Origin of the sequence: Pseudomonas alkylphenolica (assembly GCF_000746525.1) — a bacterium.
In the GTDB taxonomy this organism is placed as follows: domain Bacteria; phylum Pseudomonadota; class Gammaproteobacteria; order Pseudomonadales; family Pseudomonadaceae; genus Aquipseudomonas; species Aquipseudomonas alkylphenolica.
In genome coordinates this window covers 114,755-141,220 of the sequence record NZ_CP009048.1, presented here as the reverse complement: position 1 = coordinate 141,220, position 26,466 = coordinate 114,755, and the positions used below count along the sequence as shown (strand labels likewise).

The following is a 26,466-nucleotide window of genomic DNA, read 5'->3' as shown; positions in this document are numbered from 1 at the left end:
AACACACCTAGAGGGCAATGCTGCTCACTTAGGTGGGAGCGAACTTGCCTCGCGATGCGATTTACCTGACAAAACGCAATCGCGGGTCAAGCCCGCTCCCACCGGACCTGACCCGATCTATAGGGACTCTTCGGGCTCCCCCGGCAGATGCTCATCCAGATGCAGCCAGGGCAGGCGGCTACTGGTCCAGATATGCCGTTGCGGCCGGGCCAGTTCAGGCTTGTCCAGGGTGGTGATGGTGATGTCGATGGTTTCCGGGCTCAGGTCGGTGGTCAGCGCCACATGCGCCCCGCATCGGCTGCAGAAGTAGCGTACGCAGCTGGGTGAAGAGTCGTAGCGTTGCGGCGTACCGCTCAACCACTGGAAATCAGCGCAGGGCAGGGTCGCCCAGGTCACCAGCAGCCCGCCACTGACCCGTCGACACACCGAGCAATGACAGTGCGCAACGTCCGTCAACGGCCCTCGAACCCAGTAGCGCAAGGCGCCGCAATGGCAGCCGCCTTCGTATGTATCGCCCATCACTTGTCCCTCCCGCGCCTGTGACCTGACGCCAACAATGCACCTCTCGTCGCCATTGGGCCAGCGAAAGCTGGCTGAAAGCTTGCCGGCTTAGGATGACCGCCACTACCGGCACAGACCGGTCAGCCAGGGCACCTGACTTGCTGTACAGCGCCCGGCCCAATTAACAACAACAATGGTGATTCTGATGTTTGCTTACAACCGCCTCCCCGCTGCACACCCTCCGTTATTCCATGCGCCGCGCCTCGCGCGCTGATCCGCCCGACTCGTTCCTTTTTCGACGCGATACGCCTGGAGTACTCCTATGCTGACCTTCCTCGGCTTTGCCATGGTCATCACCTTTATGTACCTGATCATGAGCAAGCGCCTGTCGGCCTTGATCGCCCTGATCCTGGTGCCGATCATTTTTGCCCTGTTCGGTGGCTTCTCGGGCGATATCGGACCGATGATGCTGCAAGGCATCACCAAGCTGGCCCCGACCGGGGTGATGCTGATGTTCGCCATCCTGTATTTCGGTCTGATGATCGATTCCGGTCTGTTCGATCCGGCTGTGCGCAAGATTCTCAAGATGGTCAAAGGTGACCCGCTGAAAGTCTCGGTGGGCACCGCTGTGCTGGCCCTGGTCGTGTCGATGGACGGCGACGGCGCCACCACTTACATGATCTGCGTGGCGGCCATGCTGCCGCTGTACAGCCGCCTGGGCATGAGCCCACGGATCATGGCAGGCCTGATCATTCTCGCTGGCGGGGTAATGAACATGACCCCTTGGGGCGGCCCGACCGCGCGTGCGGCCAGCGCCCTGCATGTCGACCCTTCGGACATCTTCGTACCGATGATCCCGGCCATGCTGGCAGGGGTAGTGGCGATTCTTGCGATTGCCTACATGTACGGTAAGCGTGAACGCGCCCGCCTGGGCGAATTGCACCTGCCAGGTGACGAAATCGACCACAGCGAAATCAGCGTTTCGCAGTTCCCCGATGCTCGTCGTCCGAAAATGATCTGGTTCAACGGTGCTCTGACGAGCGCGCTGATGGTTGCCCTGGTCGCGGGCTTGCTGCCGCTGCCGGTGCTGTTCATGGTCGCCTTCAGTATTGCCATGATCGTCAACTATCCTTGCCTGCAAATGCAGAAAGACCGTGTTGCCGCGCATTCCGGCAGCGTGCTGGCGGTAGTTGGACTGATCTTCGCTGCGGGTATCTTCACCGGCATTCTGTCCGGTACCGGCATGGTCGAAGCCATGTCCAAGAGCCTGCTGGCAGTGATTCCTGAAGCACTGGGCCCTTACCTGGCGGTGATCACCGCGATCGTGAGCATGCCGTTCACCTTCTTCATGTCCAACGATGCCTTCTACTACGGGGTGCTGCCAGTACTCTCCGAAGCCGCCAGCCACTACGGCATCTCGCCAGTGGAAATGGCCCGCGCGTCGATCGTCGGCCAACCCGTGCATCTGCTCAGCCCGCTGGTACCCTCTACCTATCTGTTGGTGGCCCTGGCTGGCATCGACTTCGGCGATCACCAGCGCTTCACCTTGAAGTGGGCAGTGCTGGTCTGCCTGTGCATAATGCTCGCCGCGCTGCTCATGGGAATTTTCCCACTGTTCAGCAGCCTATAAGACAACAGTTTCATACAACCGCAGCGCGCCCCTTGCCCGGGCGTTCTGCATTTATCGCACGAAGGAATACACATGGAATGGCTGACCAGCCCAGAAATCTGGGTTGCCTTTTTTACCCTGACGGCTCTTGAGATCGTTCTCGGCATCGACAACATCATCATGATCTCGATCCTGGTCAGCCGCATGCCCAAGCACATGCAGCAACGCACCCGGATTTTCGGCCTGGCCCTGGCCATGGTTACCCGTATTCTGCTGCTGCTGTCGATCACCTGGGTGATGCGCCTGACGGCCGACCTGTTCGTGGTATTCGACCAGGGTATTTCCGGTCGCGACCTGATCCTGTTCTTCGGTGGCCTGTTCCTGCTGTGGAAAAGCTCGCAAGAGATCTACCACGGCCTGGAAGGCGAGGATGAAACCCACGACGAGCCTGCCGGTAAAGGCGGAAAGTTCCTCTACACCATCATCCAGATTGCCATCATCGACATCGTGTTCTCCCTGGACTCGGTGATCACCGCAGTCGGCATGGTCTCCCATGTTCCGGTGATGATCGCGGCGATCGTGGTCGCCGTACTGGTGATGATGCTCTGCGCCGGTGCCATCAGTAACTTCATCGACAAGCATCCTTCGCTGAAGATGCTCGCCCTGTCGTTCCTGATCGTCGTCGGTACCGTGCTGATCGCCGAAGCCTTCGAAGTGCATGTGCCGAAGGGCTACGTCTACTTCGCCATGGCCTTCTCTCTGGCAGTCGAGGCCATCAACATCAAGATGCGCACCGCCATGGCCCGGAAAAGAAACCAGGAACAAGGCGAACCGGTGAAACTTCGCAAGGATATTCCGGGTCAGTAAACCTGGAGCATCTGTTGAAAGGGCCCTGCGGGGCCCTTTTTTCATTTGATTTCATGACGGTTTTGTTTCAAAGCTCGCGCTGGCTATGCGATGCTGGCGCCAAGCCCTTGGGCCGACTACAGCTTAAGTGAGCACTGGGAAAAACCGCCTGCGATCAGGCCAGGCTCACGGCACCATCCATTTGTCCCACTGGGGCACGATCAACAGGGGGCCTGTTCAATGCTGACCCTGCTCAATCTGCTTTCCGCCGTGGCGCTGCTGATCTGGGGCACACACATTGTGCGTACCGGCATCCTGCGGGTGTATGGCTCCAACCTGCGGCGCGTGCTGAGTCAGAACATGTCCAGGCGCCCGCTGGCTTTCCTTGCCGGGATCCTGGTGACCGCCATGGTCCAGAGCAGTAACGCGACGGCGATGCTGGTGACCTCCTTTGTCGGTCAGGGGCTGATGTCCTTGACCCCGGCGCTGGCGATCATGCTCGGCGCCGATGTCGGTACGGCGCTGATGGCGCGGGTGCTGACTTTTGACCTGTCGTGGCTGTCACCGCTGCTGATCTTCCTCGGGGTGATCTTTTTTCTCTCGCGCAAACAGACCCGGGCCGGACAGTTGGGCCGCGTCGGTATCGGCCTGGGCCTGATCATTCTCGCCCTGCAACTGATCGTCGAAGCCGCTGCACCGATTACCCAGGCCCAGGGGGTGAAAGTGCTGTTCGCCTCGCTGACTGGCGATATCCTCCTCGACGCTCTGGTCGGTGCGTTGTTTGCGCTGATTTCCTACTCAAGCCTGGCCGCCGTACTGCTCACCGCGACCCTGGCCGGCGCCGAGCTGATCAGCCTGCCGGTGGCCATCGGCCTGGTCATTGGCGCCAACATCGGTAGCGGCTTGCTGGCCTTCCTCAGCACCAGCATGCAAAACGCCGCCGGCCGCCAGGTGGCCCTGGGCAGCCTGCTGTACAAGCTGATCGGCTTGATCCTGATCATCCCGGTGCTCGACCCGCTGGTACGCTGGATGGACAGCCTGACGTTCAGTGCCCAGGAACTGGTGATCGGATTTCACCTGCTCTACAACACCCTGCGCTGCCTGATCATGCTGCCGACGGTCAAACCCATGGCCCGCATCTGCAGCTGGCTGCTACCGGAGCGGGCCGAGGCCAATGGCCGGGCCCGGCCGCGTCACCTGGACCCGGCGGCGCTGAGCACCCCGAGCCTGGCCCTGGCCAACGCTGTGCGTGAGACTTTGCGTGTGGGCGACCTGATCGACAACATGCTCGACGCCATGCACGGCGTTCTGCTGGGCACCCACACAGCGATGACGCAGCAGGTACGCAGCCTGGGCGAAGACGTCGAAGCGCTGAACAACGCGATCAAACTGTATCTGGCGCAAATGCCCCGCGAAGACCTCAGCACTCAGGACAGCAAGCGCTGGGCGGAAATCATCGAATTGGTGATCAACCTCAAGCTGGCCAGCGACCTTATCGAACGCATGCTGCGCAAGGTGCAGCAGCAGAAGACCTCCCAGCGCCGGGAGTTCTCTGATGTCGGCCTGGAGGAGTTGACCGGCCTGCACAGCCAGTTACTCGCCAACCTGCGCCTGGGGCTGTCGGTCTTTCTCAGTGCCGACCCGGAAAGTGCCCGCCAGTTGCTGCGGGAAAAACGCCGCTTTCGCGCTCAGGAACGGCGCCTGGCCCATGCCCATGTCAGCCGCCTGCAACGTAAAGTGGTGCAAAGTATCGAAACCAGCGCCTTGCACCTGGAACTGATTGCCGATATGAAACGACTGAACTCCTTGTTCTGCAGCAGTGCCTATGTAGTATTGGGTGGTTCCGATACCGGCGGTTTACTGCTCGACAGTGTCCCGGACGATGCCCATTCACCTTGACCGCTACCGCAGCCCCCCCGCAAGGAAGCTTGCCATGCGTTGCCTGATGTTCCTGTGCCTGCTGCTGGGGGCCATGCCCGGCTTTGCCCTCGACCGCTCACAGGTCGAAGGCTACCTGCTGCCCAATGGTTTGCAGGTGCTGCTCAAGTCGGGCTATGAGCGCAATCATGTGTCGATTCGGCTGGTGGTCGGGGTTGGCTTCGATGATTTTCCCTGTGAACAGCAAGAGCTGCCGCACTTGCTCGAGCACGTGCTGTTCAGTGGCCTCGACGGCAGCGGCGAAGGCGGCCTGGAAGCGCGCATGCAGGCCTTGGGCGGTGAATGGAACGCCTACACCAGCAGTGCTGACACCACCTTTGTCATCGAAGCTCCGGCCCGTAACCAGCGCAAGGTGCTCGACCTGCTGCTGGCGGTGATCAAGGACACCGAGATCGACGAAAAGGCCCTGGCGCTGTCGAAGAAGATCGTCGAACGCGAAGATGGCGGTCACTACTCCCACCTGCAGCGCTGGCTGGACCGCCAGGACCTCGGCCACCGCGCCAGCGACCAGCTGGCGGTGGAGCTGGGGCTCAAGTGCGCCGAGCGCTCGGCCGTGGCCGACATGACCGTGGAACAGGTCAAGGATGTGCGCCAGCACTGGTACGCCGCCAACAACATGAGCCTGATCGTGGTTGGCGGCCTCGATCGTCTGCTACCAGCCTACCTGGAACGCAGCTATGGCGAACTGCAGCCAGCCGAACCTGGCAAACGCCGCACACTGGAAGGCGTTACCCACAAAGCCGAAGCCCGTCGTGAACTGATCCGCGGCTGGCTCGGCGACAGTGCCCGCCTGCACTGGTTGTTCCTCGAACCGGTGCTGGACAACGATCACAGCCAGACCTACGACCTGCTGCAACGCTATCTGGACTGGGCACTGTATGAACAGTTGCGGCTCAAGCACGGGCTGTCGTACGGACCTTTCAGTCAACGGGAAAGCTTCGGCGATACCGGCGTGATGAGCCTCAATGCCGACCTCGACCGCGCCGACATCAAGGAAGCCGAGCAGGCCTTGAGCGACATGCTTGAGCAGTTGCGCAAGCACGGCCTGGACCCGGCCACCTTCGAGCGAGTCAAACAGGCGGCAATCGATCGCGAAGCCTGGACCACCCAGGGCAACGCGGCACTGGCGGACTACTACTGGGGCGCGCTGAACGATTACCTCGACGGACGCTTTGCCGACCCGGTGCGCGCCATGCGCCGGGTCAGCCTGAGTGATGCCAATCAGGCGTTGCGCCAGCTGCTGGCCAGGCCCGGGTTTGTGCGAATCGAACAGCCGTTGATCAGTTATGACCAGTTGTATGGGCTGGTATTGGTGTTGGGCTTAGTACTCGCCGGCGTACTGATCTGGCACTGGCGGCGTCGGCGCTGACGCTATCGCGGGGCAAGCCCGCTCCCACAGTGGCTCCACTCCCGGTGGGAGCGGGCTTGCCCCGCGATTGAGACCTGCCTGCCAACACAAACCAGCGTATCCTGTGCAGGTTTTAACCTCACCCTGCGAACACCTTCATGCCTCATTATCTCCAGCGGCTGATCGAACTGATCAAGCGCTACCCCGGCGTCATCGCCCTCGGCGGTTTTATCTCCGGGATCGCCAGCTTCATCCTGGTCGACCGCCAGGAAGGCCTGGCCAGCTGGATTGCCATCGTGATGCTGATCAGCTGGATCTGGCTGATGCTGGAAAACACCTTCACCCAGTTGTTCACCAAGGTGTTCAAGCGCGAGATCCCGCAGCCACTGCTGCGCTATGCCACGCAGATGATTCACCAGGAAAGCCTGTTCTTCGTCCTGCCGTTCTTTTTCGTCACTACCACCTGGAACAGCGGCCAACTGGTATTTACCGGCCTGCTGGGCGCCGCCGGGCTGATATCGATCATTGATCCCCTGTACTACAAATGGCTGGCCCCGCGGCGCTGGCTGTTCCTCGCGCTGCATACCCTGACCCTGTTCGCGGCGCTGCTCACCGCGCTACCGATCATTTTGCACCTGACCACCTCGCAAAGCTTCAAGCTGGCCCTGGTGACTGCCATGCTGCTGTCGTTCCCAAGCCTGGCCAGCAGCTTCCCCATTCAGCACTGGCGGCGCGGGGTCATGCTGGTGGTGCTGACCCTGGCCGTTGGCGCCAGCGGCTGGATGCTGCGTTCCTGGGTTCCACCGGCCACGTTGTGGATGACTGACGTGGCCGTCAGCACCCAGTTGGAGAACCGCACGCCAGGCAAGAGCCTGAGTGAGGTCAAGGCCAGCGAGATCCGCGCCGGGCTCTACGCCTTTACCGCTATCAATGCGCCGCGCGGGCTGAACGAGCGGATTTATCACGTGTGGCAGTTCAACGGCAAAGAAGTCGATCGCATTGCCCTGGACATCCACGGTGGCCGCAAGGAAGGTTATCGGGCCTGGACGCATAAGCAGAACTTCCCCGCCAACCCGGTGGGCCGCTGGCAGGTGAGGGTGCTGACCGAAGATGGCCAGGTCATCGGGGTGTTGCGCTTCCGGGTGGTTGACGATGGTCAAGCGCCAAAGGCCGAGTAACGCTATGCTCTGAGGCTGCAAAACTGTCGGTCGACTGCATGGAGCCTATGACTACACAAGCCAGCGCAACCCTGGACACCACAAGCAACCCGGCGTGCCTGCGGATTGTCGGTGACTGGACTCTGGCCAACTACGCCAGCCTCAAGCGCAGCAGCGAGCGCCTGGCCGGCCAGTACGACCAGCGCACCGAGATCGATCTCGAACAGCTGGGCCAACTGGATACCGCTGGCGCTTCACTGCTGGCTGAACTGCTCGGTGCCGAGCGCTTATCGCGCCTGACCGAGACCGCCCAACTGCCCGAAGCCAGCCGGGCACTGCTGCAGGCGGTCTACTGCTCGGTGCAGGACTTCTGCATCCCGGAAAAGCAGCCTGAGAAGTCGGTACTGATCCAGCTGCTCAGCCGTATTGGCTGCGCGGTCGACACCCTTTGGCAAGACACCCTGCAGATCCTCGGTTTTGTCGGCCTGATCCTGCAAACCCTGGTGCTGCGCCTGTTCCAGCCACGGCGCTGGCGGGTCACTGCGGTCGTCGCGCACATCGAACAGACCGGTCTGGATGCCGCGCCCATCGTTGCCCTGCTGACCTTTCTGGTCGGTGCGGTAGTAGCCTTTCTCGGTGCCACGGTACTCGCCGGGTTCGGCGCCAGTATTTTCACCGTCGACCTGGTTGCGTTCTCTTTCCTGCGCGAATTCGGTGTGCTGCTGACCGCCATCCTCATGGCCGGTCGTACCGCCAGTGCCTTCACCGCACAGATCGGCTCGATGAAAGCCAATGAAGAGATCGACGCCATTCGTACCCTCGGTCTGGATCCGGTAGAGCTGCTGGTGGTGCCTCGGGTGCTGGCACTGCTGATTGCACTGCCGCTGCTGACCTTCCTCGCGATGATCTGCGGCATCATCGGTGGCGGCGTGGTCTGCGCGTTGTCGCTGGATATCTCGCCCGCCATGTTCCTGTCCTTGTTGCAAAGCGACATCGGTGTGCAGCATTTCCTCGTTGGCCTGGCCAAGGCGCCGTTCTTTGCCTTCCTGATCGCCGCCATTGGCTGCCTGGAAGGCTTCAAAGTCAGCGGCAGCGCCGAGTCGGTGGGGGCCCACACCACCTCTAGCGTGGTGCAGTCGATTTTCGTGGTGATCGTCCTCGATGCGGTGGCTGCGTTGTTCTTCATGGAGATGGGCTGGTGAGCCAGACAACCCCCGAGCGCCGCGAGGCGGTGATCGAAGCGCGTGGCATCTGCAACCGCTTCGGTACCCAGAGCGTGCACGAACAACTGGACCTGGACCTGTACCGCGGCGAAATTCTCGCCGTGGTCGGTGGTTCGGGCAGTGGCAAGTCGGTACTGCTGCGTAGCATCGTCGGCCTGCGGCGGCCGAACGAAGGTCAGGTCAAGGTATTCGGCCAGAACCTCAGCGGTGTAAACGACGAGCAGCGCTCGAAGGTCGAACGACGCTTTGGCGTGCTGTTCCAGAAGGGCGCGCTGTTCTCTTCGCTGACGGTAACCGAGAACGTCGCCTTGCCGCTGATCGAACATGCCGGCCTGTCCCGCGCCGACGCCGAGCACCTGGCCGGGGTCAAGCTGGCCCTGGCCGGCTTGCCGATTTCCGCCGCCGACAAATACCCCTCATCACTGTCCGGCGGCATGATCAAACGCGCCGCGCTGGCCCGCGCCCTGGCCCTGGACCCGGACATTCTGTTTCTCGATGAACCCACCGCGGGCCTCGACCCGATCGGTGCGGCCGCCTTCGACCAGTTGATTCTGACCCTGCGCGATGCCTTGGGCCTGAGCGTGTTCCTGATCACCCACGACCTCGACACCCTTTACACCATCACCGACCGGGTGGCGGTGCTGTCGCAGAAAAAAGTCCTGGTGGCAGGCCCGATTGCCCAGGTCGAAGACACCGACGATGCCTGGATTCACGAATACTTTCATGGCCCGCGTGGCCGTGCGGCGTATCAGGCCGCCACAGCGGCAAAGGAGCTCTGAGATGGAAACCCGCGCACATCATGTGCTGATCGGCCTGGTCACGGTCATTGTGGTCACCGGTGCCATGCTGTTCGGCCTGTGGCTGACCAAGTCCAGTGTCGACAGCACCTTCAAGGATTACCAGGTGGTATTCAACGAAGCAGTCTCCGGCTTGTCCCGGGGCAGCTCGGTGCAATACAACGGCATCAAGGTGGGAGACGTCACCAGCCTGCGCCTGGACCCCAAGGACCCGCGCCGGGTCCTGGCCCAAGTGCGCCTGAGCGCCGATACCCCGGTCAAGGAAGACACCCGTGCGAAACTGACCCTGACCGGTATCACCGGCACCTCCTTCATCCAGCTCAGTGGCGGTACGCCGCAAAGCCCGGAGCTCAAGGGCAAGGACGGCAAACTGCCAATGATCGTTGCCTCGCCTTCGCCGATTGCCCGGCTGCTCGATGACGGCAGCGACCTGCTGACCAACATCAACATGCTGGTGCATAACGCCAACCAGCTGTTCTCCGAAGACAACGCCAAGAGCCTGAGCAACACCCTCAATCACCTGGAGCAGACCTCGGCAGCGTTCAGCGAGCAACGCGGGGATATCCGCACTGCGATCCAGCAACTGGCCCAGGTCGGTAACCAGGCCAGCTCCATGCTCGAGCAGACCAGCGAACTGATGCGCAATGCCAATGGCCTGCTCAACAACCAGGGCAAGCAAGCCTTCGGCAGCGCCGAACAGGCCATGCAGTCGCTGGCGCAGAGCACAGCCACCATCAACAGCCTGCTCAACGACAACCGCGAAGCCCTCGATGGTGGTGCCCAGGGCCTGAACCAGCTGGCCCCGGCCATCCGCGAGCTGCGCGAGACCCTCAACTCGCTGAAGGCGATTTCCCAGCGCCTGGAAGCCAACCCCAGCGGCTACCTGCTCGGCCGAGATAGCAACAAGGAGTTCACGCCATGAGTCGTACCTGCCGCTACCTGGCCCTGGCTGTGGCGTTGAGCCTGGGCAGTGCCTGCTCAATCCTGCCGCAGGCCGAACCTGCTGATGTCTATCGCCTGCCTTCAGCGCAAACCAGCCAGGCGGCATCTGCGAGCGCTGCAGCCAGCTGGTCGCTGCGACTGAACAAGCCGTTGGCCAGTGATGCCCTGAACAACCCGAAAATTGCCGTGGTCCCTCAAGGCAACCTGATCAGTAACTACAAAGGCGCGCGCTGGAGCGATCCGGCCCCCTTGCTGCTGCGTAACCGCATGCTCGATGCCTTCCAGCGCGATGGCCGCGTACCCCGGCTCAGTGCCGATGACAGCAACCTGCAGGCTGACTATGAACTGGCTGGCGAGCTACAGGCGTTCCAGAGCGAGTACAGCGCCGACGGCCTGGCCGTGGTGATCCGCTATGACGCCCGCCTGGTGCAAGGGCGCAGCCAGCGCATCCTCGCCAGCCGCCGCTTTGAAGTGCGTCAGCCGTTGAGCAACAAGCAAGTGCCGGCAGTGGTCAACGGTTTCGGCAGCGCCAGTGACCAACTGATGGCTCAACTGGTGGCCTGGACGCTGGCCCAGGCCAACCAGGCTCAGGCAAAGAACCAGTAGCAGACGCAAATGGCCGCGACCACCCCGGCCAGCTCGGCGAGCAGTGCGCAGCCCACCGCATGGCGGGCGCGCTGGATACCGACGGCGCCGAAGTACACCGCCAGCACATAGAAGGTGGTTTCAGTGCTGCCCTGGATGGTCGCTGCTACCAGCGCCGGGAAGCTGTCGACGCCATGGGTCTGCATGGTTTCGATTAGCATCGCCCGTGCCGCGCTGCCCGAGAACGGCTTGACCAGTGCGGTAGGCAATCCCTCGACGAAGCGCGTATCCATCCCCAGCCATTCCACCACATGGCGGATGCCGTCCAGACTCAGCTCCAGAGCGCCTGAGGCGCGCAGCACGCCGACGGCGCAGAGCATGGCGACCAGATAGGGCAGCAGGCTCTTGGCGACGTCAAAACCCTCCTTGGCGCCCTCTACGAAGGTTTCATAGACCTTCACCCGCTTGAACGCCCCAATCACCAGGAACAGGATGATCAGGCCGAACAGGGTCAGGTTGCCCAGGATCGACGACAAGCCGGCCAAAGCGGTGGCCGACAGGGTGCCCAGAAACGCCATGAAGCCGCCCAACAGCAGGGCGCCCGGCACCAGATAAGCCAGGACCACCGGATCCCACAGACGCAAGCGTTGCATCACCGCCACCGACAGCAGGCCGACCAGGGTCGAGGCACTGGTAGCCAGCAGGATCGGCAGGAATACCAGGGTCGGGTCCGGTGCGCCTTGCTGAGCGCGGTACATGAAGATGGTCACCGGCAGCAGGGTCAGCGACGAAGCGTTAAGTACCAGGAACAGGATCTGCGCGTTGCTGGCAGTGGTCGAACTGGGGTTGAGTTCCTGCAGCGAGCGCATGGCCTTGAGGCCAATGGGTGTGGCGGCGTTATCCAGGCCCAGGCCATTGGCGGCGAAGTTCAGGGTGATCAGGCCCAGGGCCGGGTGGCCGGGCGGTACTTCCGGCATCAGGCGGGCAAACAGCGGGCCGAGTACTTTGGCCAGCCAGTCGACGACACCGGCCTTTTCAGCAATCTTCAGAAAGCCCAGCCACAGGGTCAGGGTGCCGAACAGCAAGACCATCACCTCGACCGACAACTTGGCCATGGCGAAGATGCTCTCGACCATCGCGGCAAAAATACCGGCATTGCCGCCTACCAGCCATTGCGCCAGCGCGGAGATGGCCGCGACCAGGAAAAAACCAAGCCAAAGGCCGTTGAGCATCCGTTGTTCCCCCACAAAGTTGCGACGAATGATAGCGGTAGCGGCCGAGCAATGCACCGACACTGAAAATCGCGGGGCAAGCCCGCTCCCACCGCTGCAGTACCCTCCCGGTGGGAGCGGGCTTGCCCCGCGATACAAAAAAAAGCCCCGACCAGGTCGGGGCTCTTCATTTAACCAGACTGCACCTTAGTGGTTGGCAGTCTTGCCAGCAGGTGCAGCTTCTTTGCTGCGCCAGTGTGGCAGCGAGTTCCAGTAGCGCTGGCCTTTGGCATCGTCGTACATGCCTTCCCAGCGAGCGATTACCAGCACTGCCAGGGCGTTGCCGATAACGTTCAGGGCGGTACGGGCCATGTCCATGATGCGGTCGACACCGGCGATGAAGGCCAGACCTTCCAGCGGGATACCAACGCTGCCCAGGGTGGCCAGCAGCACCACGAAGGACACGCCCGGAACACCGGCAATACCCTTGGAGGTCACCATCAGGGTCAGTACCAACAGCAGCTGCTGGCTGATCGACAGGTCGATACCGTACAGCTGGGCAATGAAGATCGCCGCAATGCTCTGGTACAGGGTCGAACCGTCAAGGTTGAACGAATAACCGGTCGGTACCACGAAGCTGCAGATGGCTTTCGGCGCGCCGTAGGCTTCCATTTTCTCGATCACGCGCGGCAGCACGGTTTCGGAGCTGGCAGTGGAGTAAGCCAGGACCAGCTCGTCCTTGAAGATACGCATCAGCTTCAGGATCGAGAAGCCAAACAGGCGTGCGATCAGGCCCAGCACCATGAAGCCGAAGAAGGCGATGGCGAAGTAAACCAGCAGGACCAGCTTGGCCAGCGGCAGCAGCGAAGCGAAGCCGAAGTTGGCAACGGTCACGGCGATCAGCGCGAACACACCGATTGGCGCGTAGTTCATGATCATGTGAGTGACCTTGAACATGGCTTCGGAAACGCCCTGGAAGGTTTTCACCAGCGGATCGCGAATCTCTGCCTGCAGGCTCGACAGGCCCAGGCCGAACAGCACCGAGAAGAAGATGATCGGCAGCATCTCGCCACGCATCAGCGCTGCGAAGATGTTCGACGGAATCAGGTTGAGGATGGTCTCGATGAACGCGTGTTCATGCTGAACCTCGGCCGCAGTGGCCTGATACTTGGAAATATCGACGGTACCCAGGGTACTCATGTCGATACCGGCACCTGGATGGAACAGGTTGGCCAGGACCAGACCGACCACGATCGCGATGGTGGTGACCACCTCGAAGTAAATGATGGTCTTGAGGCCAATACTGCCGAGTTTTTTCGCATCGCCAACCCCGGCGATACCCACGATCAGCGACGAAATCACGATCGGGATGACGATCATCTTGATCAGGCGAATGAAGATATCACCGGCAGGTTGCAGGACGTTGCTGATCCACCATGCCTTTTCTGCACTGAAATGGTTCAGTAAAGCGCCGATTGCAATCCCCAGTACCAGACCGATGAGGATCTGCCAGGCGAGGCTTAGCTTTGCCTTCTTCATGTCGTTACCTTTTCTTCAAGTGGAACCGATCACCAGGCTGATAACCGCAATCCAGAGCTGTTGTCAGCGATCCGTATCGTTTTTGGCTATCCGCCGGTGACACCGTAAAAGGTCACCGCAAGCGAGCGTAGGAACGCTCAGGCCAGCGAAAAAAGGCGCAACTATTCCGACGTGGGGGGGCTCCGTCTAATGCCGTAAACGACTACCCTATGCCGAATCGGCATGAGGTTTATCGGCCAAAACGTACGTCACAATGGGTTGCCCGACGACCGTTCGGAATTCCGACGATGGCCAAAGCGCCACATTCCGGCAGATTTGGACGTATCCAGCTGAATGCATAAAGCCATTGTTCGACAATCCGAATGCGTGAAATCGCCTCGGTTCGAACACCTGGGCAGGCTGAAAAAATATCGATGTACGGTCGCGCAAAAATATGCGTCGACGCGTCTGCTAGGAAAGTCGGAAAAGAACGGTAGGAAGCGAACGATTGCCAAAGCGAGGCGGAAGTCAGATCAAGCGTTTCCCTCCGAGAGGACCCACCCGACCTGGAACTTCCGCCACCGCTTCACCCGACCCGGCCCTCATCGGAGGCACTCCTTGTACCCCTAGGCCCCTCCGATCCTGAAACAATCAGAGCAGCCCGGCCCCTTGGTCGTGTGCCGGCCTTCCTCAGGCGGGCACAACATAGAAGCCTGGAACGGAAAAAGGTTCAGCTTCTATATATGTACGTGAATGCCCAGTCGCATTCAGTACCTGGTTTGACTCAACCTCTACCACGGCCAAAGAAGAAAGAAGCCACGAACAGCACCAGGAAGACGATGAACAGGATCTTCGCGATTCCGGTAGCGGCGCCGGCGATACCACCGAAGCCCAGCACAGCGGCGACAATGGCGATAATCAGAAAGGTGATAGCCCAACTCAACATGGTGATTCTCCTTACTGTTGTTGAAAGAATTCCTCTGGTGACGTTCAGAACACCCAACGATCACGCGGCGCACGGGCTTCAGCCGAGACGCTGCCGACCGCCGCAGGCTGCGATTGCATCAGCGCTCTCTGGGCAGGCACAGGAGTCCTTACCATCAGGGCGGCCTGGGCAGCTACGGCGCGAGCATCCTGTACAAGCTGCCAGCTGTGATGGAGCTGGCCGGCAATGAGGGTCAGCAGCAGCGCCAGACTGAAGAACAGGCCCTGACGCACCTGAAATGGAGAAATCTGCGCCAGGGTGGCGATTTGGCGGATCATGCCGAGCTCCTCCTGCTGCATTGATTGTTGTCTGCAGTAGTCATTGCAGCGTGCATGCCAGCCACGCATTTAAAAAATATTTAATAAAATCAATTAGATAGAGAGAATCTCAGATTTCATCGGAGCGCATCCTGCACGATACCCAGCATGGGGTCGTGCGATTTGCATGATGAGCTACCCTGCAGTGAACGGAACAAATCGGAAAAAACATGCAACTTGCCCGATTTCTCCGGCACTAATAGAGAACATTCTTAAAAGGAGCGCAGGAAATGGAGTCAACCCAGGAACATCAAGGCCGTATCCTGTTGGTCGACGACGAATCCGCCATCCTGCGTACCTTTCGTTACTGCCTGGAAGATCAAGGCTATACCGTGGCCACGGCCAACAGTGCGGCCCAGGCCGATACCTTGCTGCAGCGTCAGGTCTTCGACCTGTGCTTTCTCGACCTGCGCCTGGGTGAAGACAATGGCCTCGATGTACTCGCGCAGATGCGTATTCAGGCACCCTGGATGCGGATCGTCATCATCACCGCCCACTCGGCGGTCGATACCGCAGTCGACGCCATCCAGGCGGGTGCGGCCGACTACCTGGTAAAACCCTGCAGCCCTGATCAGCTTCGCCTGGCTGCGGCCAAACAGCTGGAAGTGCGCCAGCTGTCGGCACGCCTGGAAGCACTGGAAGGTGAAGTCAACAAACCCAAGGACGGCCTGGACTCGCACAGCCCGGCGATGATGGTGGTGCTGGAGACTGCACGCCAGGTCGCCACCACCGATGCCAATATCCTAATTCTTGGTGAGTCCGGTACCGGCAAGGGCGAGCTGGCCAGAGCGATTCACGGCTGGAGCAAACGCGCCCGTAAAGCCTGCGTCACCATCAACTGCCCTTCACTCACCACCGAGCTGATGGAAAGCGAACTGTTCGGGCATAGCCGCGGGGCGTTCACCGGGGCCAGTGAAAGCACCCTGGGCCGGGTCAATCAGGCCGATGGCGGTACCCTGTTCCTCGACGAAATCGGCGATTTCCCACTGACACTGCAGCCCAAGCTGCTACGTTTTATCCAGGACAAGGAATACGAGCGGGTCGGTGACCCGGTCACCCGCCGCGCCGATGTACGTATCCTGGCTGCGACCAACCTCAACCTTGAAGACATGGTGCGTGATGGGCGCTTCCGTGAAGACCTGCTGTATCGTCTGAATGTCATCACCTTGCACCTGCCGCCGTTGCGGGAGCGCAGCGAAGACGTTCTGCACCTTGCCGACCGTTTCCTGGCACGCTTCGTCAAAGAGTACTCAAGGCCCGCCCGCGGCTTCAGCGACGAAGCGCAGGCGGCGCTGCTCAACTACCGCTGGCCAGGGAACATTCGCGAACTGCGTAATGTGGTCGAGCGGGCCAGCATCATCTGCCCGCAGGAGCGGGTCGACATCGGCCACCTGGGCATGGCCGAGCAGACCATCAGCAATGCCCCGCGCATCGGCGCGGCAATGAGCCTGGACGAACTGGAACGCGCCCATATCGAGGCGGTGCTGGCCACCAGTGAAACCCTGGACCAGGCAGCCAAGACCCTGGGAATCGATGCCTCGACCCTGTATCGCAAGCGTAAGCAGTACAACCTATGAAATGGACGATGAAGCTGCGTACGCGGCTTTTTCTCAGCATTTCGGCGCTCATTACCGTGGCCTTGTTGGGTTTGCTGCTAGGCCTGGTCAGCGTCCTGCAGATGGCCAGGTCGCAGCAGGCCCTGATCCACGAAAACACCGCAACCCTCGATCTGGGCCTGAAACTGCGGCAGAACCTCGGTGAACAACTGACGCTGATGCTCAACGAGCCAGCAGACCTGAAGACGCTTGAGGGCCTGCAGGCTCAATTCCAGCGCTTGCTGGACGAAGGCCTCAACCAGCAAAGCGATGACAATGCCGGTAAAGACTTCGCCGACACCAAGCGCCATTATCAGCGCTACCTTCAGGCTTTTCGCGACACCCCTGTTCCGGCACGTGGCCTGGGCGCCGAGCAACCTCTGGGTAAAGCTTTCGGCGTGCTGCGCAACAACCTCCTCGACGCCCACAAGCGCGCCCTTGAGCACATCAACCAGAGCGAGCAGCTGACCTACAAACGCGCGTTGTTGATCTCCGGCCTGCTCGGCCTGGTAGGCCTGAGCGTGCTGATCCTGGGATTTGTCACCGCCCATGGCATCGCCCGGCGCTTTGGCCAGCCGATCGAAGCTCTGGCCAAAGCAGCCGACCAGATAGGTCAGGGCGATTTCGAGGTGACCTTGCCGGTCTCCCAGGCCCTGGAGATGAACCAGCTGACCCGGCGCTTTGGTTTGATGGCTGAAGCGTTGCGCAAACATCAGGCAACCAACGTCGATGAACTTCTCGCCGGCCAGCAACGTCTGCAAGCGGTACTCGACAGCATTGATGATGGCCTGCTGATCATCGACCGCCAGGGCCATCTGGAACACATCAATCCAGTCGCCCAGCGGCAACTGAGCTGGAACAAAAGCCGCCTGGGCCGTGGGCTTGGTGAGGCGCTGCAGCGCCCGGAGCTGGATGAACAACTGCGCCTGGTACTGCGTGGAGCCCCCCTGGATCGGGTGCCGGAGGACCTGAGCCTGGAAGTAGAGGAAGAACTTCGTTTACTGGCTTACAGCCTGACCCCGGTCTGCCACCCCGAGGGGCAGATTCTTGGCGCGGTCATGGTGCTGCACGATGTCACCGAACAACGTGCCTTCGAGCGCGTGCGCAGCGAGTTTGTCTTGCGCGCCTCGCATGAGCTACGCACCCCGGTCACGGGCATGCACATGGCTTTCGGACTGTTGCGCGAGCGCCTGAAGTTTGCGCCACAGTCGCGTGAGGCCGACCTGCTCGAGACCGTCAGTGAGGAAATGCAGCGCCTGACCCAATTGATCAACGACCTGCTGAACTTCTCCCGCTACCAGAGCGGCCAGCAGAAACTCGAACTGATGCCCTGCGCCGTCGACGATCTACTGACGCGTGCCTGCGAACGCTTTGCCGGCCCTGCAGGTGATAAACAGATCGAGCTGCAGATGGAGCTGGCATCGCCGCTGCCGCATATTCAGGCGGATCCAGCACAACTTGACCGGGTCATGGATAACCTGCTGGACAATGCTGTGCGCCACACCCCGGTGGCCGGCAGCATTCGCCTGCACGCTCGATGGCATGCCGAACGGGTCATCATCAGTGTTGAAGACAGCGGCGAAGGCATTGCTTACAGCCAGCAGGGACGAATCTTCGAACCGTTCGTCCAGGTCGGACGCAAAAAAGGCGGGGCTGGACTGGGGCTCGCGTTGTGTAAGGAAATCGTCCAGTTGCATGGCGGGCGTATGGGAGTTTATTCACGCCCCGGACAAGGTACTCAGTTCTACATGGCCCTGCCGGTCTGAAGCCTCACAGAATCAAGCTTCATCATCGATCCGCCGCGGGACGATCCGACGCCCACGGGTAATCAGCTCAACGAACTGGCGGGCACTGAGCGGATGCGCAAACAACCATCCCTGACCGTAATTCACCCCTTCGCTGTTGAGCAGCATGGCCTGGTCTTCATACTCGATTCCTTCGGCAATCACCCGCAACTGCAGGGCATGCGCCATGCGGATGATATGCGGCGCCACACCGCTGCTGGCTGCATCGTGACCCAGGGCGTCGATAAACGCCTTGTCGATTTTCAGACAGTCCACCGGCAGGGTCTGCAAGTACGCCAGGCTGCAGTAACCGGTACCGAAGTCATCGATCAGTACCTGGTGACCCACCGCGCGCAAGGCTTGCAAGTTGTCGCGGGCGACTACCACATCGATCAGCCCGCGCTCGGTGACCTCGAATGCGATCTGGCTGGCAGAGACATGGTGCAACGCCAGCAAGCGCGCCGCCACCCGACCAATCCGCGGCACCATGACATCGCAGGCAGCCAGGTTGATCGATACATAAAGTTGTCGGTTGGCCCGCAACAGCTGCCCCAGTTGCTCGAGCACGCGCTGCAGGACGAAGTCGGTTATCTGCCGGATCTGGCCGGTATTTTCCGCCAACGGGATAAACAGATCAGGGCTGGTCAGGGTGCCGTCCGGCCGGCGCCAGCGCACCAGTGCTTCGGCCCCGACACAGCGACGGCTGTTGAGTTCGAAGATGGGCTGGTACAAGACCTGCAACTCGCCGCGACGCAACGCCCCCTGCAGTTCGGAACTCATCGAGCGACGTTGACGTACCAGTTGCAGCACCAGCCAACCCAGGGACCAGGCCAGCACCAGGCTGCCGGGAAACAACAGCCAGAGCACGCCATTCATCTTCAACGGCAAACTGGCACGCGGGGCAATCAAAACCAGCTGATAGTCCGGCGATTTGGTCGGCATGCGGTAGATCAAGCGGTCGGGCAGCTCCAGCAGGGCATCTTTGGATGTCGGTGGCCAATCGGCCGAGGGCGGCCAGGCCTGAGGCGGACCAAGTACCGGCACTGCACGCGTACCGTTATCCAGCACCACCAGTAAACTGCCTTCCGGCGGCAAGTCGACCACATCCGTCAAATGCCCACGTGAGGTCGCGACCACGAACTTGCCGCGCCCAAGCATCAACGCGGCAAGATTGTCATCCGGTTCGGTAGTGGTATTTAGCCAGTAGCTGTACGTCGGCCCCTGAATGTCCGGGGGCCGCAAAGGCTTGATGGTGCGCGTGCCAATGCGGTTGGAGCAGGCAACGTTGCCATCAACATAGGCGGCTTCATAGACGAAGCGGTAGCGAAAGCCTATCTGTTGCAGGACACCCAGCATCGCCGCATCACAGCCACGAAGAGGTTGCGCCTGAAGTTCGTCGACACCTTCGCGCAACTGCCCGAAAATCTGTTCCAGACGCTCAAGGAAACGCTCGCCCTTGGCGTTCATCTGCTCACTTTCGCTTTGCTGCATCTGGTGCATGGCTACACCGATGCTGGCGACCAGCAACAGTACTGCGCTGGCCGAAGCCGCAAGTGTGGCCAGTAACCAGGGACGGTAGAGCAAGTGGCGCAGCACGGAGAGGGCAGCTGACATTAAAAGCATCCAGTTGAATACCAAGAGGTATAGCAACTGCCGGACGAGTCAGCCTGCCCGTTTGGCGGCGCCGTTACTCAGCGGCTGTTGAGTACCTGCAACATCGCCGCCGTTTGAGCGTCCGCCACGCCGTCAAATCGCTGGGGACGGAAGCGCATCTGGAATGCCGCGAGCACATGCCTGGTGCTGACGTCGTAGACGCCAGTCTGTTCGATGGCATAACCAAAGCGCGCCAGTTGCTGCTGATACCAGCTGATACTCGGTGGATTGACGCTGAACCGCGCCTGCTGCTGAGCCACCGCGCGCGCATCCGGCCAGACCCCCAGACCGGCATCGGCCAGGCGCTTCCAGGGGAACAGCGGGCCCGGATCCAGTTTGCGCGCCGGTGCGATGTCACTGTGGCCAATGATGTAACGGGGCTGGATATTGTTGCGTTTGACTATGTCCTTGAGTAACGCGATCAGCGCTTCGATCTGTGCCTCGGTGTACGGCTGCCACACCCGTCCTGTCGGGGTATCGATAAAACCGGGATTGACGATCTCGATGCCAATGGAGCTGGAGTTGAGCCAGGTCCGGCCATCCCACTGACTGTCACCGGCATGCCAGGCACGACGGCTTTCGTCGACCAGTTGATAGACGGTCGCCGGTGAGTCACCGATCAGGTAATGGCTGCTGACCTCTCCATGGGTCAACAAGTCGAGCGAACGCTGCAGCGGCGCGTTGGTGTAGTGCAGCACGACAAACTGGATACGGCCGTCCTGGTTGACAGAGGTATGGCTGCGGTCGATGCGCAAGCCGCTGCTGCAACCTGCCAGGGTCAACAGCAGGAGCGCGGTAATGATGGCTTTCATGGGGACGGGCACATGTGATGATCTGCAATGCAATAGCATAACGTATCCATGCAGCTGCCACTTACCCCTGTTCGATCCGATTTCTGCCCAGATGTTTCGCCCGGTACAGCGCTTCATCGGCACGCTTGAGGACTACCTCGCTGCGCTCGCCACTGCGAAACGCACTGATGCCAATCGACAAGGTAATGGTCACCCGCTCGCCCTTGAAGTGGAACGGGCAGGCCTCAATGGCCGCCCGCAGCCTTTCCGCCAGCTGGTAACCGATAGGCATGGCAGTCTGCGGGATCAGCAGGACGAACTCTTCACCACCGAAGCGGGCGATGAAATCCCGGCTGCGCAGGTGTTTGCGCAACACGTTGGCAACAATCTTCAGGACCTTGTCGCCGGCCAGGTGACCGTAACTGTCGTTAATGCGCTTGAAGTGATCGAGATCGAGGATCGCCATCAGCAGGTGACCACCGCTTTCCTGCCATTCCAGCACTTCCTGATCCACCCGCTCTGACCAGGCGGCCCGGTTGGGTAAGCCAGTGAGCGGGTCGATCAGGGCTTTCTGGCGCTGTTCTTCCAGGTGCTCGCGGTAACCCATGGCTTCCTGCTCCATGTTCGCCACCCGTTCAGCCAGGCCTTGCAAGCGGTTGGCCATGTCCTGTTCACGCTGGTCACGCTGCTGCTGATGCTCGTCCATGGTACCGAGCAAGCCTTCGAGGCGGTTTTCCAGGATGTGTTTGAGGCTGTCCAGATCGGCAGCGCCCTGCACACTGCTTTGCAGGCCATCGACCTGTTCACGCAGCTGGCTGTCCAGGTCACGCGCCGCGGAGGTGTTGTCGGCATGGCCTTCGCTGGCTTCATGCAAATGGCTCTGGAACGACTCCAGGCGCTCGTTGAGTTGTTGCAGATAAGCTTCAAACTCATGCTGGCCACTGTCGTTGATCGCCAGCATCAGCACGGCCAGGTCATCGAGCACCGGCAACAACTCGTACCAGTTCAGGCCATGCTCCAGACGTTCGCGCATCGATTGCGCCTGAGCCTTGTGACGTTCGGGCAGGGTCAGGTCATCAAGCAGACCGAGCAGGGTTTCCTCGATATGCGTGGCGACCGAGCTGTAGGTCGGCTCGGTGCCGTCGGGCAGGGCGTAGTGAGGGTCCTCATCGAACGCTTGGGCGACTTCAGGCTGATCCTCCTCAGGCTCGTCCGGGCCAAGCTTGGGCAACGCCGGTAGTTCGGGCTCGTTCGCTGCCGGGGGAAGCTCGAGCGGTGCTGGCACTTCGGCTTCTAGCACTTGAACCGTTGGCAAGTCGACAGCCAGGCCAGGCTCGGCTTCCGCTGCTTCGCTGGCTTCGACCGGCTTTGGCGCCAACGATTCGGTGACAACCTCCAGCGGTTGCAACTCGTCGATATCGACAACGACCTCGGCCTGTGGCTCAACGTCTTGATGAGCATGCACTACCGGCACCGGCGGCTCGATGGCCTCTGGCGCCAACGCCACAGCGCCCGCCAGGGCCGGTTGCAGCGCTGGCGCTTCAGCTTCGCGACCACCGAACAGGCGCTGCAGCAACCCAGGGCGCTGTGCCTCTTCAGGGCGCTCAAGCGCAGACAGGGCCTGGCCCTGCAAGCCGCTCAACTCACCCAACAGCAACGGCACCTCGCGGGACTGACTGGCGCGGGCCTCGACCTGTTTGGCGAACTTCTTCAGCGGCCGGCTGACGTCACTGGGCAACGGCAAGGTCTGCAACTGGGTAACCAGCGAGGTGAGGGCGGTGCTGACCTGAGCGATACGGGTCTCGCGGCGTTGCTCGGAATCGAGCACGGCTTTTTCCAGGCGCGGGATCAACCCGGCGAGGGCGGCGTCCATGTTGTCGGTGCGGATGACCTCACGCATCTCCTTCATGCACTGATCCACCGCCCGGTCGCTGCCTTCGGCGGCCAGGGTGCTGCGCACCAGACCACGGCGCAACAGGTCGAGACGGGCTTCCCAACGGCGCTCGAGCTTCTCTTGCTGTTCGATACTCTTGAGGTACTTTTCTTTCCAGCGCTGGGCTTCGTCGGTCATGCCTGGGTCCGCAGAGGGGTGATGGCAATTAGCTCAAAGCGGGCAGCGTATCCACAGCGAGGGCATCAGGCAAACGAATCTCAACCGCGACCGGAAGATGATCGGAAATAGGCTGGGCCAGCACCTCAACCCGTTCCAGGGTCAGGCTCGGGCTGAGCAGGATGTGATCAAGGCAGCGCTGCGGGCGCCAACTGGGGAAGGTGGCCTGCACCTGGGGTGCGACCAGGCCCAGATCGCGCAGAGGAGAGCGCTCAAGCAGGTCGTTGGCGTGGGTGTTCATATCGCCCATCAAAACCTGATGGCGGTACCCCCCAATCAACTCGCGGATGTAGGCCAACTGCAGGGCACGGGTCTTGGAGCCCAGCGCCAGGTGCATCATGACCACCACCAGCGCATCTTCGCCTTCACCGAAACGCACCAGAATCGCCCCGCGACCGGCCGGGCCGGGCAGGGGGTGATCTTCAAGCAGTTGCGGCTTGAGGCGGCTGAGCACGCCATTGCTGTGCTGGGCGAAACGCCCGAGATTGCGGTTGAGCTGCTGGTACCAGTAGGGGAAGGCACCAAGCTGGGCCAGGTGTTCGACCTGATTGACGTAGCCGGAGCGCAAGCTGCCACCATCGGCTTCCTGCAGGGCCACCAGATCGAAGTCGCCGAGCAGCTCTCCGATCTTCTGCAGGTTACCGGCACGCCCGGTGTGCGGCAGCAGGTGCTGCCAGCTCTTGGTCAGGTAATGCCGGTAACGTTCGGTGCTGATGCCGACCTGGATATTGAAACTGAGCAGGCGCAGCCGCCCATCCTCTGGCAGGCCGTTAGCCTGCAGGTGATGTTCGTTGACCCGCGGATCGTGCAGGCCAACGCCTCGCTCAGCTCTCCAGCGGCGCATGATGGTCGCCGCTTACTTGGCGGCGCGCTCCTTGGCGATCAGCTGGTCAGCGACGTTCAGGACGCCTTGTGGACCTTGGGCGGTGCCGAGGTCGAAGCGGTATTTACCGTTGACGACCATGCTTGGAACGCCGGTGATTTCATACTTCTTGGCCAGCTCTTTGGCCTTCTGTACCTGGCCTTTGATGGCGAAGGAGTTGAAGGTGGCGAGGAACTTGTCCTTGTCGACGCCTTGGGTCGCCAGGAACTCGGCCATTTCTTCAGGATCAGTCAGTTTTTTGCGTTGAACCTGAATGGCTTCGAACACTGCCGCGTGAACCTTGTGCTCGACACCCATGGCTTCGAGGGTCAGGAACATCTGGCCATGGGCGTCCCATGGGCCGCCGAACATGGCGGGAATGCGCTTGAAGTTGACGTCGGCCGGCAGCTTCTCAGCCCAAGGATTAACCACTGGCTCGAAGCTGTAGCAATGTGGGCAGCCATACCAGAACAGCTCGACCACTTCGATCTTGCCTGGCACCGACACCGGTACCGCGTTGCTCAGCTGGACATACTCCTTGCCCTCTACCGGCTCCGCAGCCTGGGCAGTCATACCGAATACACTGGCGGCGACCAGCGTGGCGCTGAGAATCAAATTACGCATGCTTCACTCCTGAGCAATCTATTTGGTCGCCTCGACGCGACCTGCCGTAAGACAGGTCGAAGCGGGCCCGAGTTCGTTAGTGTAACGGCAGCGGGCACAAAAAAGGGCGGCCGAAGCCACCCTTTTCATCTTTACGCCGCAGTATTAACCCAGCGTTAAAGCGCGGATCAGTGCAGACCCTGGATGTAGCTGGACAGCGCTTCGATGTCCTTGTTGCTCAGCTTGGCCGCAATGGTGCGCATGGTGGTGACATCGCCATCGTTGGTGCGGTTGCCTTCACGGAAGTCGGTCAGTTGCTTGGCCACGTACTGCGAATGCTGGCCACCCAGGTGCGGGAAGCCGGCCAGGGCAATGCCTGCGCCGTTCGGCGAGTGGCAACCGGTGCAGGCCGGCAGGCCTTTCTCTATGTCACCACCGTTGAACAGCGCACGTCCGCGTTCGACCAGCTTCGGATCAGCAGCACCGACGCTGCCTTTCTGGCTGGCGAAGTAGGCAGCGATGTCGGCCATGTCCTGATCGTTGAAGTTGGCGAGCATACCGGTCATTTCCAGCACGGTGCGCTTGCCCGACTTGATGTCGTGCAATTGTTTTTCCAGGTACTTCTCACCCTGGCCTGCAAGTTTCGGGAAGTTCGGCGCCAGGCTGTTGCCGTCCGGATTGTGACACGCGCCACATACAGCAGTTTTGGCCTGACCAGCAGCGGCATCCCCTTTGATAGGCTCTGCGGCATTGGCTGCACCGGTGACGCCCAAGGTCAACAGCAGACTCACGAGTAGTTTGTTCATCAGCTAATCCAACTACGGCTAAGGGTGAAAGAGTTATGTATCGGGACTCCGGCTCATCCACTGGATGATCGCCTGGTAGTCCTCGGCACTGCAGTCCATGCACAATCCACGCGGCGGCATAGCCTTGAAACCCTGTGTGACATGCTTCACCAGCGTCTCCATCCCCTGCGCCAGCCGCGGCTCCCATGCTGCCCGGTCACCTGGTTGCGGTGCCTGCGGTAGCTGTCCGGCATGGCAAGCGGCACATGCTCGCTTGTACACTGCCTGGGGATCCTGTGTAGCCTGAGCGCTGAACAACGGTATCAAGACACCTGCAGCAAGCAGCCATTTCGTCATACGAACGACCTTTCAGGGTTGGGGGTTGCACTGCGTTCTACTGCGCAAGCTTGAATCAACCGCCCCCGTGCACATCCTCCTACGCCGGGATAATGCGCACACAAAAACTGGGGCATTATATACTCCCGTTACTGAAACGGAAACGACACCGCTTGCCGAGACCCCCTCGCGCAACGCCCAACCGGATAAACCATGCAAGTCAAAAACCCCATCCTCGGTCTCTGCCAACAGGCCAAATTCGCCCTCAGCGCTGCCAAGGTCGACCAGTGCCCGGACGACCAGGGCTATGAAGTGGCCTTTGCCGGCCGCTCCAACGCCGGCAAGTCCAGCGCCCTGAATACCCTGACCCACGCCAGCCTGGCCCGCACCTCGAAAACCCCGGGGCGCACTCAGCTGCTGAATTTCTTCAGTCTGGACGATGAACGGCGTTTGGTCGACTTGCCAGGCTACGGTTATGCAAAAGTGCCGATTCCGCTCAAGCAGCACTGGCAGAAGCACCTGGAGGCCTACCTGGGCAGCCGCGAGTGCCTCAAGGGCCTGATCCTGATGATGGACGTGCGCCATCCGATGACCGACTTCGACAAGATGATGCTCGACTGGTCCCAGGCGGCCGGTATGCCGATGCACATCCTGCTGACCAAGGCCGACAAGCTGACCTTCGGCGCCGCCAAGAACACCCTGCTCAAAGTACAGGCGGAAATCCGCAAAGGTTGGGGCGATACGGTGACCATCCAGCTGTTCTCGGCGCCCAAGCGCCAGGGCCTGGAAGAAGCCTACGGGGTGTTGGCAAACTGGATGGAACTGGCGGACAAGCCCGCAGAATAAGGGCTGCCCGGCAAACGCCGGGCAAAAAAAACCCCGGACTTCGTATGGGGAGGGGGAAGTTCGGGGTTCAAGTTCCGGACCGCTAGGGCGGGGTCCAGATATCTGCCAACACTTAACACAACAT

24 protein-coding genes are annotated in these 26,466 nt (G+C 60.9%); 12 read left to right on the top strand and 12 right to left on the bottom strand.

Annotated features, from left to right (window positions below; all coding sequences use genetic code 11):
- Positions 1-117 precede the first annotated feature (117 nt).
- Positions 118-519, bottom strand: a complete 402-nt coding sequence (locus PSAKL28_RS00655) for a GFA family protein (protein ID WP_038605301.1) — start codon at positions 517-519, stop codon at positions 118-120.
- Positions 520-823: 304 nt separating this feature from the next.
- Between PSAKL28_RS00655 and PSAKL28_RS00650 the strand changes: the two genes are divergently transcribed.
- The 9 genes from PSAKL28_RS00650 to PSAKL28_RS00610 all read left to right on the top strand — a co-directional run bounded on the left by PSAKL28_RS00650 (position 824) and on the right by PSAKL28_RS00610 (position 10,967).
- Complete coding sequence (locus tag PSAKL28_RS00650; RefSeq protein ID WP_038605299.1) at positions 824-2,131, top strand: CitMHS family transporter; 1,308 nt, start codon at positions 824-826, stop codon at positions 2,129-2,131.
- 72 nt (positions 2,132-2,203) lie between these two features.
- Positions 2,204-2,977, top strand: a complete 774-nt coding sequence (locus PSAKL28_RS00645) for a TerC family protein (protein WP_038605297.1) — start codon at positions 2,204-2,206, stop codon at positions 2,975-2,977.
- A 219-nt stretch (positions 2,978-3,196) separates the two neighbouring features.
- Complete coding sequence (locus PSAKL28_RS00640) at positions 3,197-4,855, top strand: Na/Pi cotransporter family protein (RefSeq protein ID WP_038605295.1); 1,659 nt, start codon at positions 3,197-3,199, stop codon at positions 4,853-4,855.
- A 34-nt stretch (positions 4,856-4,889) separates the two neighbouring features.
- A complete protein-coding gene (locus tag PSAKL28_RS00635; protein ID WP_038605285.1) occupies positions 4,890-6,263 on the top strand; it encodes a M16 family metallopeptidase in 1,374 nt (457 codons plus the stop codon).
- Positions 6,264-6,400: 137 nt separating this feature from the next.
- Positions 6,401-7,420, top strand: a complete 1,020-nt coding sequence (locus PSAKL28_RS00630; RefSeq protein ID WP_038605283.1) for a DUF5924 family protein — start codon at positions 6,401-6,403, stop codon at positions 7,418-7,420.
- Positions 7,421-7,458: 38 nt separating this feature from the next.
- Complete coding sequence (locus PSAKL28_RS00625) at positions 7,459-8,601, top strand: ABC transporter permease (RefSeq protein WP_038605281.1); 1,143 nt, start codon at positions 7,459-7,461, stop codon at positions 8,599-8,601.
- A 29-nt stretch (positions 8,602-8,630) separates the two neighbouring features.
- A complete protein-coding gene (locus tag PSAKL28_RS00620; RefSeq protein WP_371262017.1) occupies positions 8,631-9,401 on the top strand; it encodes an ABC transporter ATP-binding protein in 771 nt (256 codons plus the stop codon).
- 1 nt (position 9,402) lies between these two features.
- Positions 9,403-10,341, top strand: coding sequence for an MlaD family protein (locus tag PSAKL28_RS00615; RefSeq protein WP_038605278.1), 939 nt, complete (start codon positions 9,403-9,405; stop codon positions 10,339-10,341).
- On the top strand, positions 10,338-10,967 hold the full coding sequence (locus PSAKL28_RS00610; protein WP_038605275.1) for an ABC-type transport auxiliary lipoprotein family protein: 630 nt from the start codon (positions 10,338-10,340) through the stop codon (positions 10,965-10,967). Before PSAKL28_RS00615 ends, PSAKL28_RS00610 begins: the two co-directional genes overlap by 4 nt.
- Here the strand turns inward: PSAKL28_RS00610 and PSAKL28_RS00605 are convergent.
- The 4 genes from PSAKL28_RS00605 to PSAKL28_RS00590 form a co-directional block, all read right to left on the bottom strand.
- Positions 10,949-12,178, bottom strand: a complete 1,230-nt coding sequence (locus PSAKL28_RS00605) for a spore maturation protein (protein WP_038605272.1) — start codon at positions 12,176-12,178, stop codon at positions 10,949-10,951. The genes PSAKL28_RS00610 and PSAKL28_RS00605 overlap by 19 nt on opposite strands.
- Positions 12,179-12,364: 186 nt before the next feature.
- Entirely contained in the window at positions 12,365-13,696 is a 1,332-nt protein-coding gene (gene gltP / locus PSAKL28_RS00600; RefSeq protein ID WP_038605269.1) for a glutamate/aspartate:proton symporter GltP, read from the bottom strand.
- A 763-nt stretch (positions 13,697-14,459) separates the two neighbouring features.
- Entirely contained in the window at positions 14,460-14,621 is a 162-nt protein-coding gene (locus tag PSAKL28_RS26625; protein WP_003252966.1) for a DUF1328 domain-containing protein, read from the bottom strand.
- Positions 14,622-14,665: 44 nt separating this feature from the next.
- The gene (locus PSAKL28_RS00590) at positions 14,666-14,938 is read right to left on the bottom strand and encodes a hypothetical protein (RefSeq protein WP_051939117.1); all 273 of its coding nucleotides are present in this window, start codon (positions 14,936-14,938) and stop codon (positions 14,666-14,668) included.
- A 269-nt stretch (positions 14,939-15,207) separates the two neighbouring features.
- Here PSAKL28_RS00590 and algB point away from each other — a divergent pair, with 269 nt between their 5' ends.
- Both algB and PSAKL28_RS00580 read left to right on the top strand, forming a co-directional pair.
- Positions 15,208-16,554, top strand: coding sequence for a sigma-54-dependent response regulator transcription factor AlgB (gene algB / locus PSAKL28_RS00585; RefSeq protein ID WP_038605266.1), 1,347 nt, complete (start codon positions 15,208-15,210; stop codon positions 16,552-16,554).
- Positions 16,551-18,338, top strand: coding sequence for a KinB sensor domain-containing domain (locus PSAKL28_RS00580; RefSeq protein ID WP_038605265.1), 1,788 nt, complete (start codon positions 16,551-16,553; stop codon positions 18,336-18,338). The genes algB and PSAKL28_RS00580 overlap by 4 nt, the downstream gene beginning before the upstream one ends.
- A 12-nt stretch (positions 18,339-18,350) precedes the next feature.
- Here the strand turns inward: PSAKL28_RS00580 and PSAKL28_RS00575 are convergent, their stop codons facing one another.
- The 7 genes from PSAKL28_RS00575 to PSAKL28_RS00545 form a co-directional block, all read right to left on the bottom strand.
- On the bottom strand, positions 18,351-19,970 hold the full coding sequence (locus PSAKL28_RS00575) for an EAL domain-containing protein (protein ID WP_038605263.1): 1,620 nt from the start codon (positions 19,968-19,970) through the stop codon (positions 18,351-18,353).
- Positions 19,971-20,047: 77 nt separating this feature from the next.
- Positions 20,048-20,821, bottom strand: coding sequence for an N-acetylmuramoyl-L-alanine amidase (locus PSAKL28_RS00570; protein ID WP_038605261.1), 774 nt, complete (start codon positions 20,819-20,821; stop codon positions 20,048-20,050).
- A 61-nt stretch (positions 20,822-20,882) separates the two neighbouring features.
- Positions 20,883-22,871 carry a GGDEF domain-containing protein gene (locus tag PSAKL28_RS00565; RefSeq protein ID WP_038605260.1) on the bottom strand — a complete coding sequence of 663 codons (1,989 nt, stop codon included), beginning with the start codon at positions 22,869-22,871 and terminating at the stop codon, positions 20,883-20,885.
- A 28-nt stretch (positions 22,872-22,899) separates the two neighbouring features.
- Positions 22,900-23,757: an endonuclease/exonuclease/phosphatase family protein gene (locus PSAKL28_RS00560; protein ID WP_167335131.1), complete on the bottom strand. Its 858-nt coding sequence runs from the start codon at positions 23,755-23,757 to the stop codon at positions 22,900-22,902.
- 9 nt (positions 23,758-23,766) lie between these two features.
- Positions 23,767-24,396: a thiol:disulfide interchange protein DsbA gene (gene dsbA, locus PSAKL28_RS00555; protein WP_038605258.1), complete on the bottom strand. Its 630-nt coding sequence runs from the start codon at positions 24,394-24,396 to the stop codon at positions 23,767-23,769.
- Positions 24,397-24,563: 167 nt separating this feature from the next.
- On the bottom strand, positions 24,564-25,181 hold the full coding sequence (locus PSAKL28_RS00550) for a c-type cytochrome (RefSeq protein WP_038605256.1): 618 nt from the start codon (positions 25,179-25,181) through the stop codon (positions 24,564-24,566).
- Between the two features lie 33 nt (positions 25,182-25,214).
- Positions 25,215-25,517, bottom strand: coding sequence for a c-type cytochrome (locus PSAKL28_RS00545; RefSeq protein ID WP_038605254.1), 303 nt, complete (start codon positions 25,515-25,517; stop codon positions 25,215-25,217).
- A 192-nt stretch (positions 25,518-25,709) separates the two neighbouring features.
- Between PSAKL28_RS00545 and yihA the strand changes: the two genes are divergently transcribed.
- Positions 25,710-26,342, top strand: a complete 633-nt coding sequence (gene yihA / locus PSAKL28_RS00540) for a ribosome biogenesis GTP-binding protein YihA/YsxC (protein ID WP_038605252.1) — start codon at positions 25,710-25,712, stop codon at positions 26,340-26,342.
- Positions 26,343-26,466: the final 124 nt, after the last annotated feature.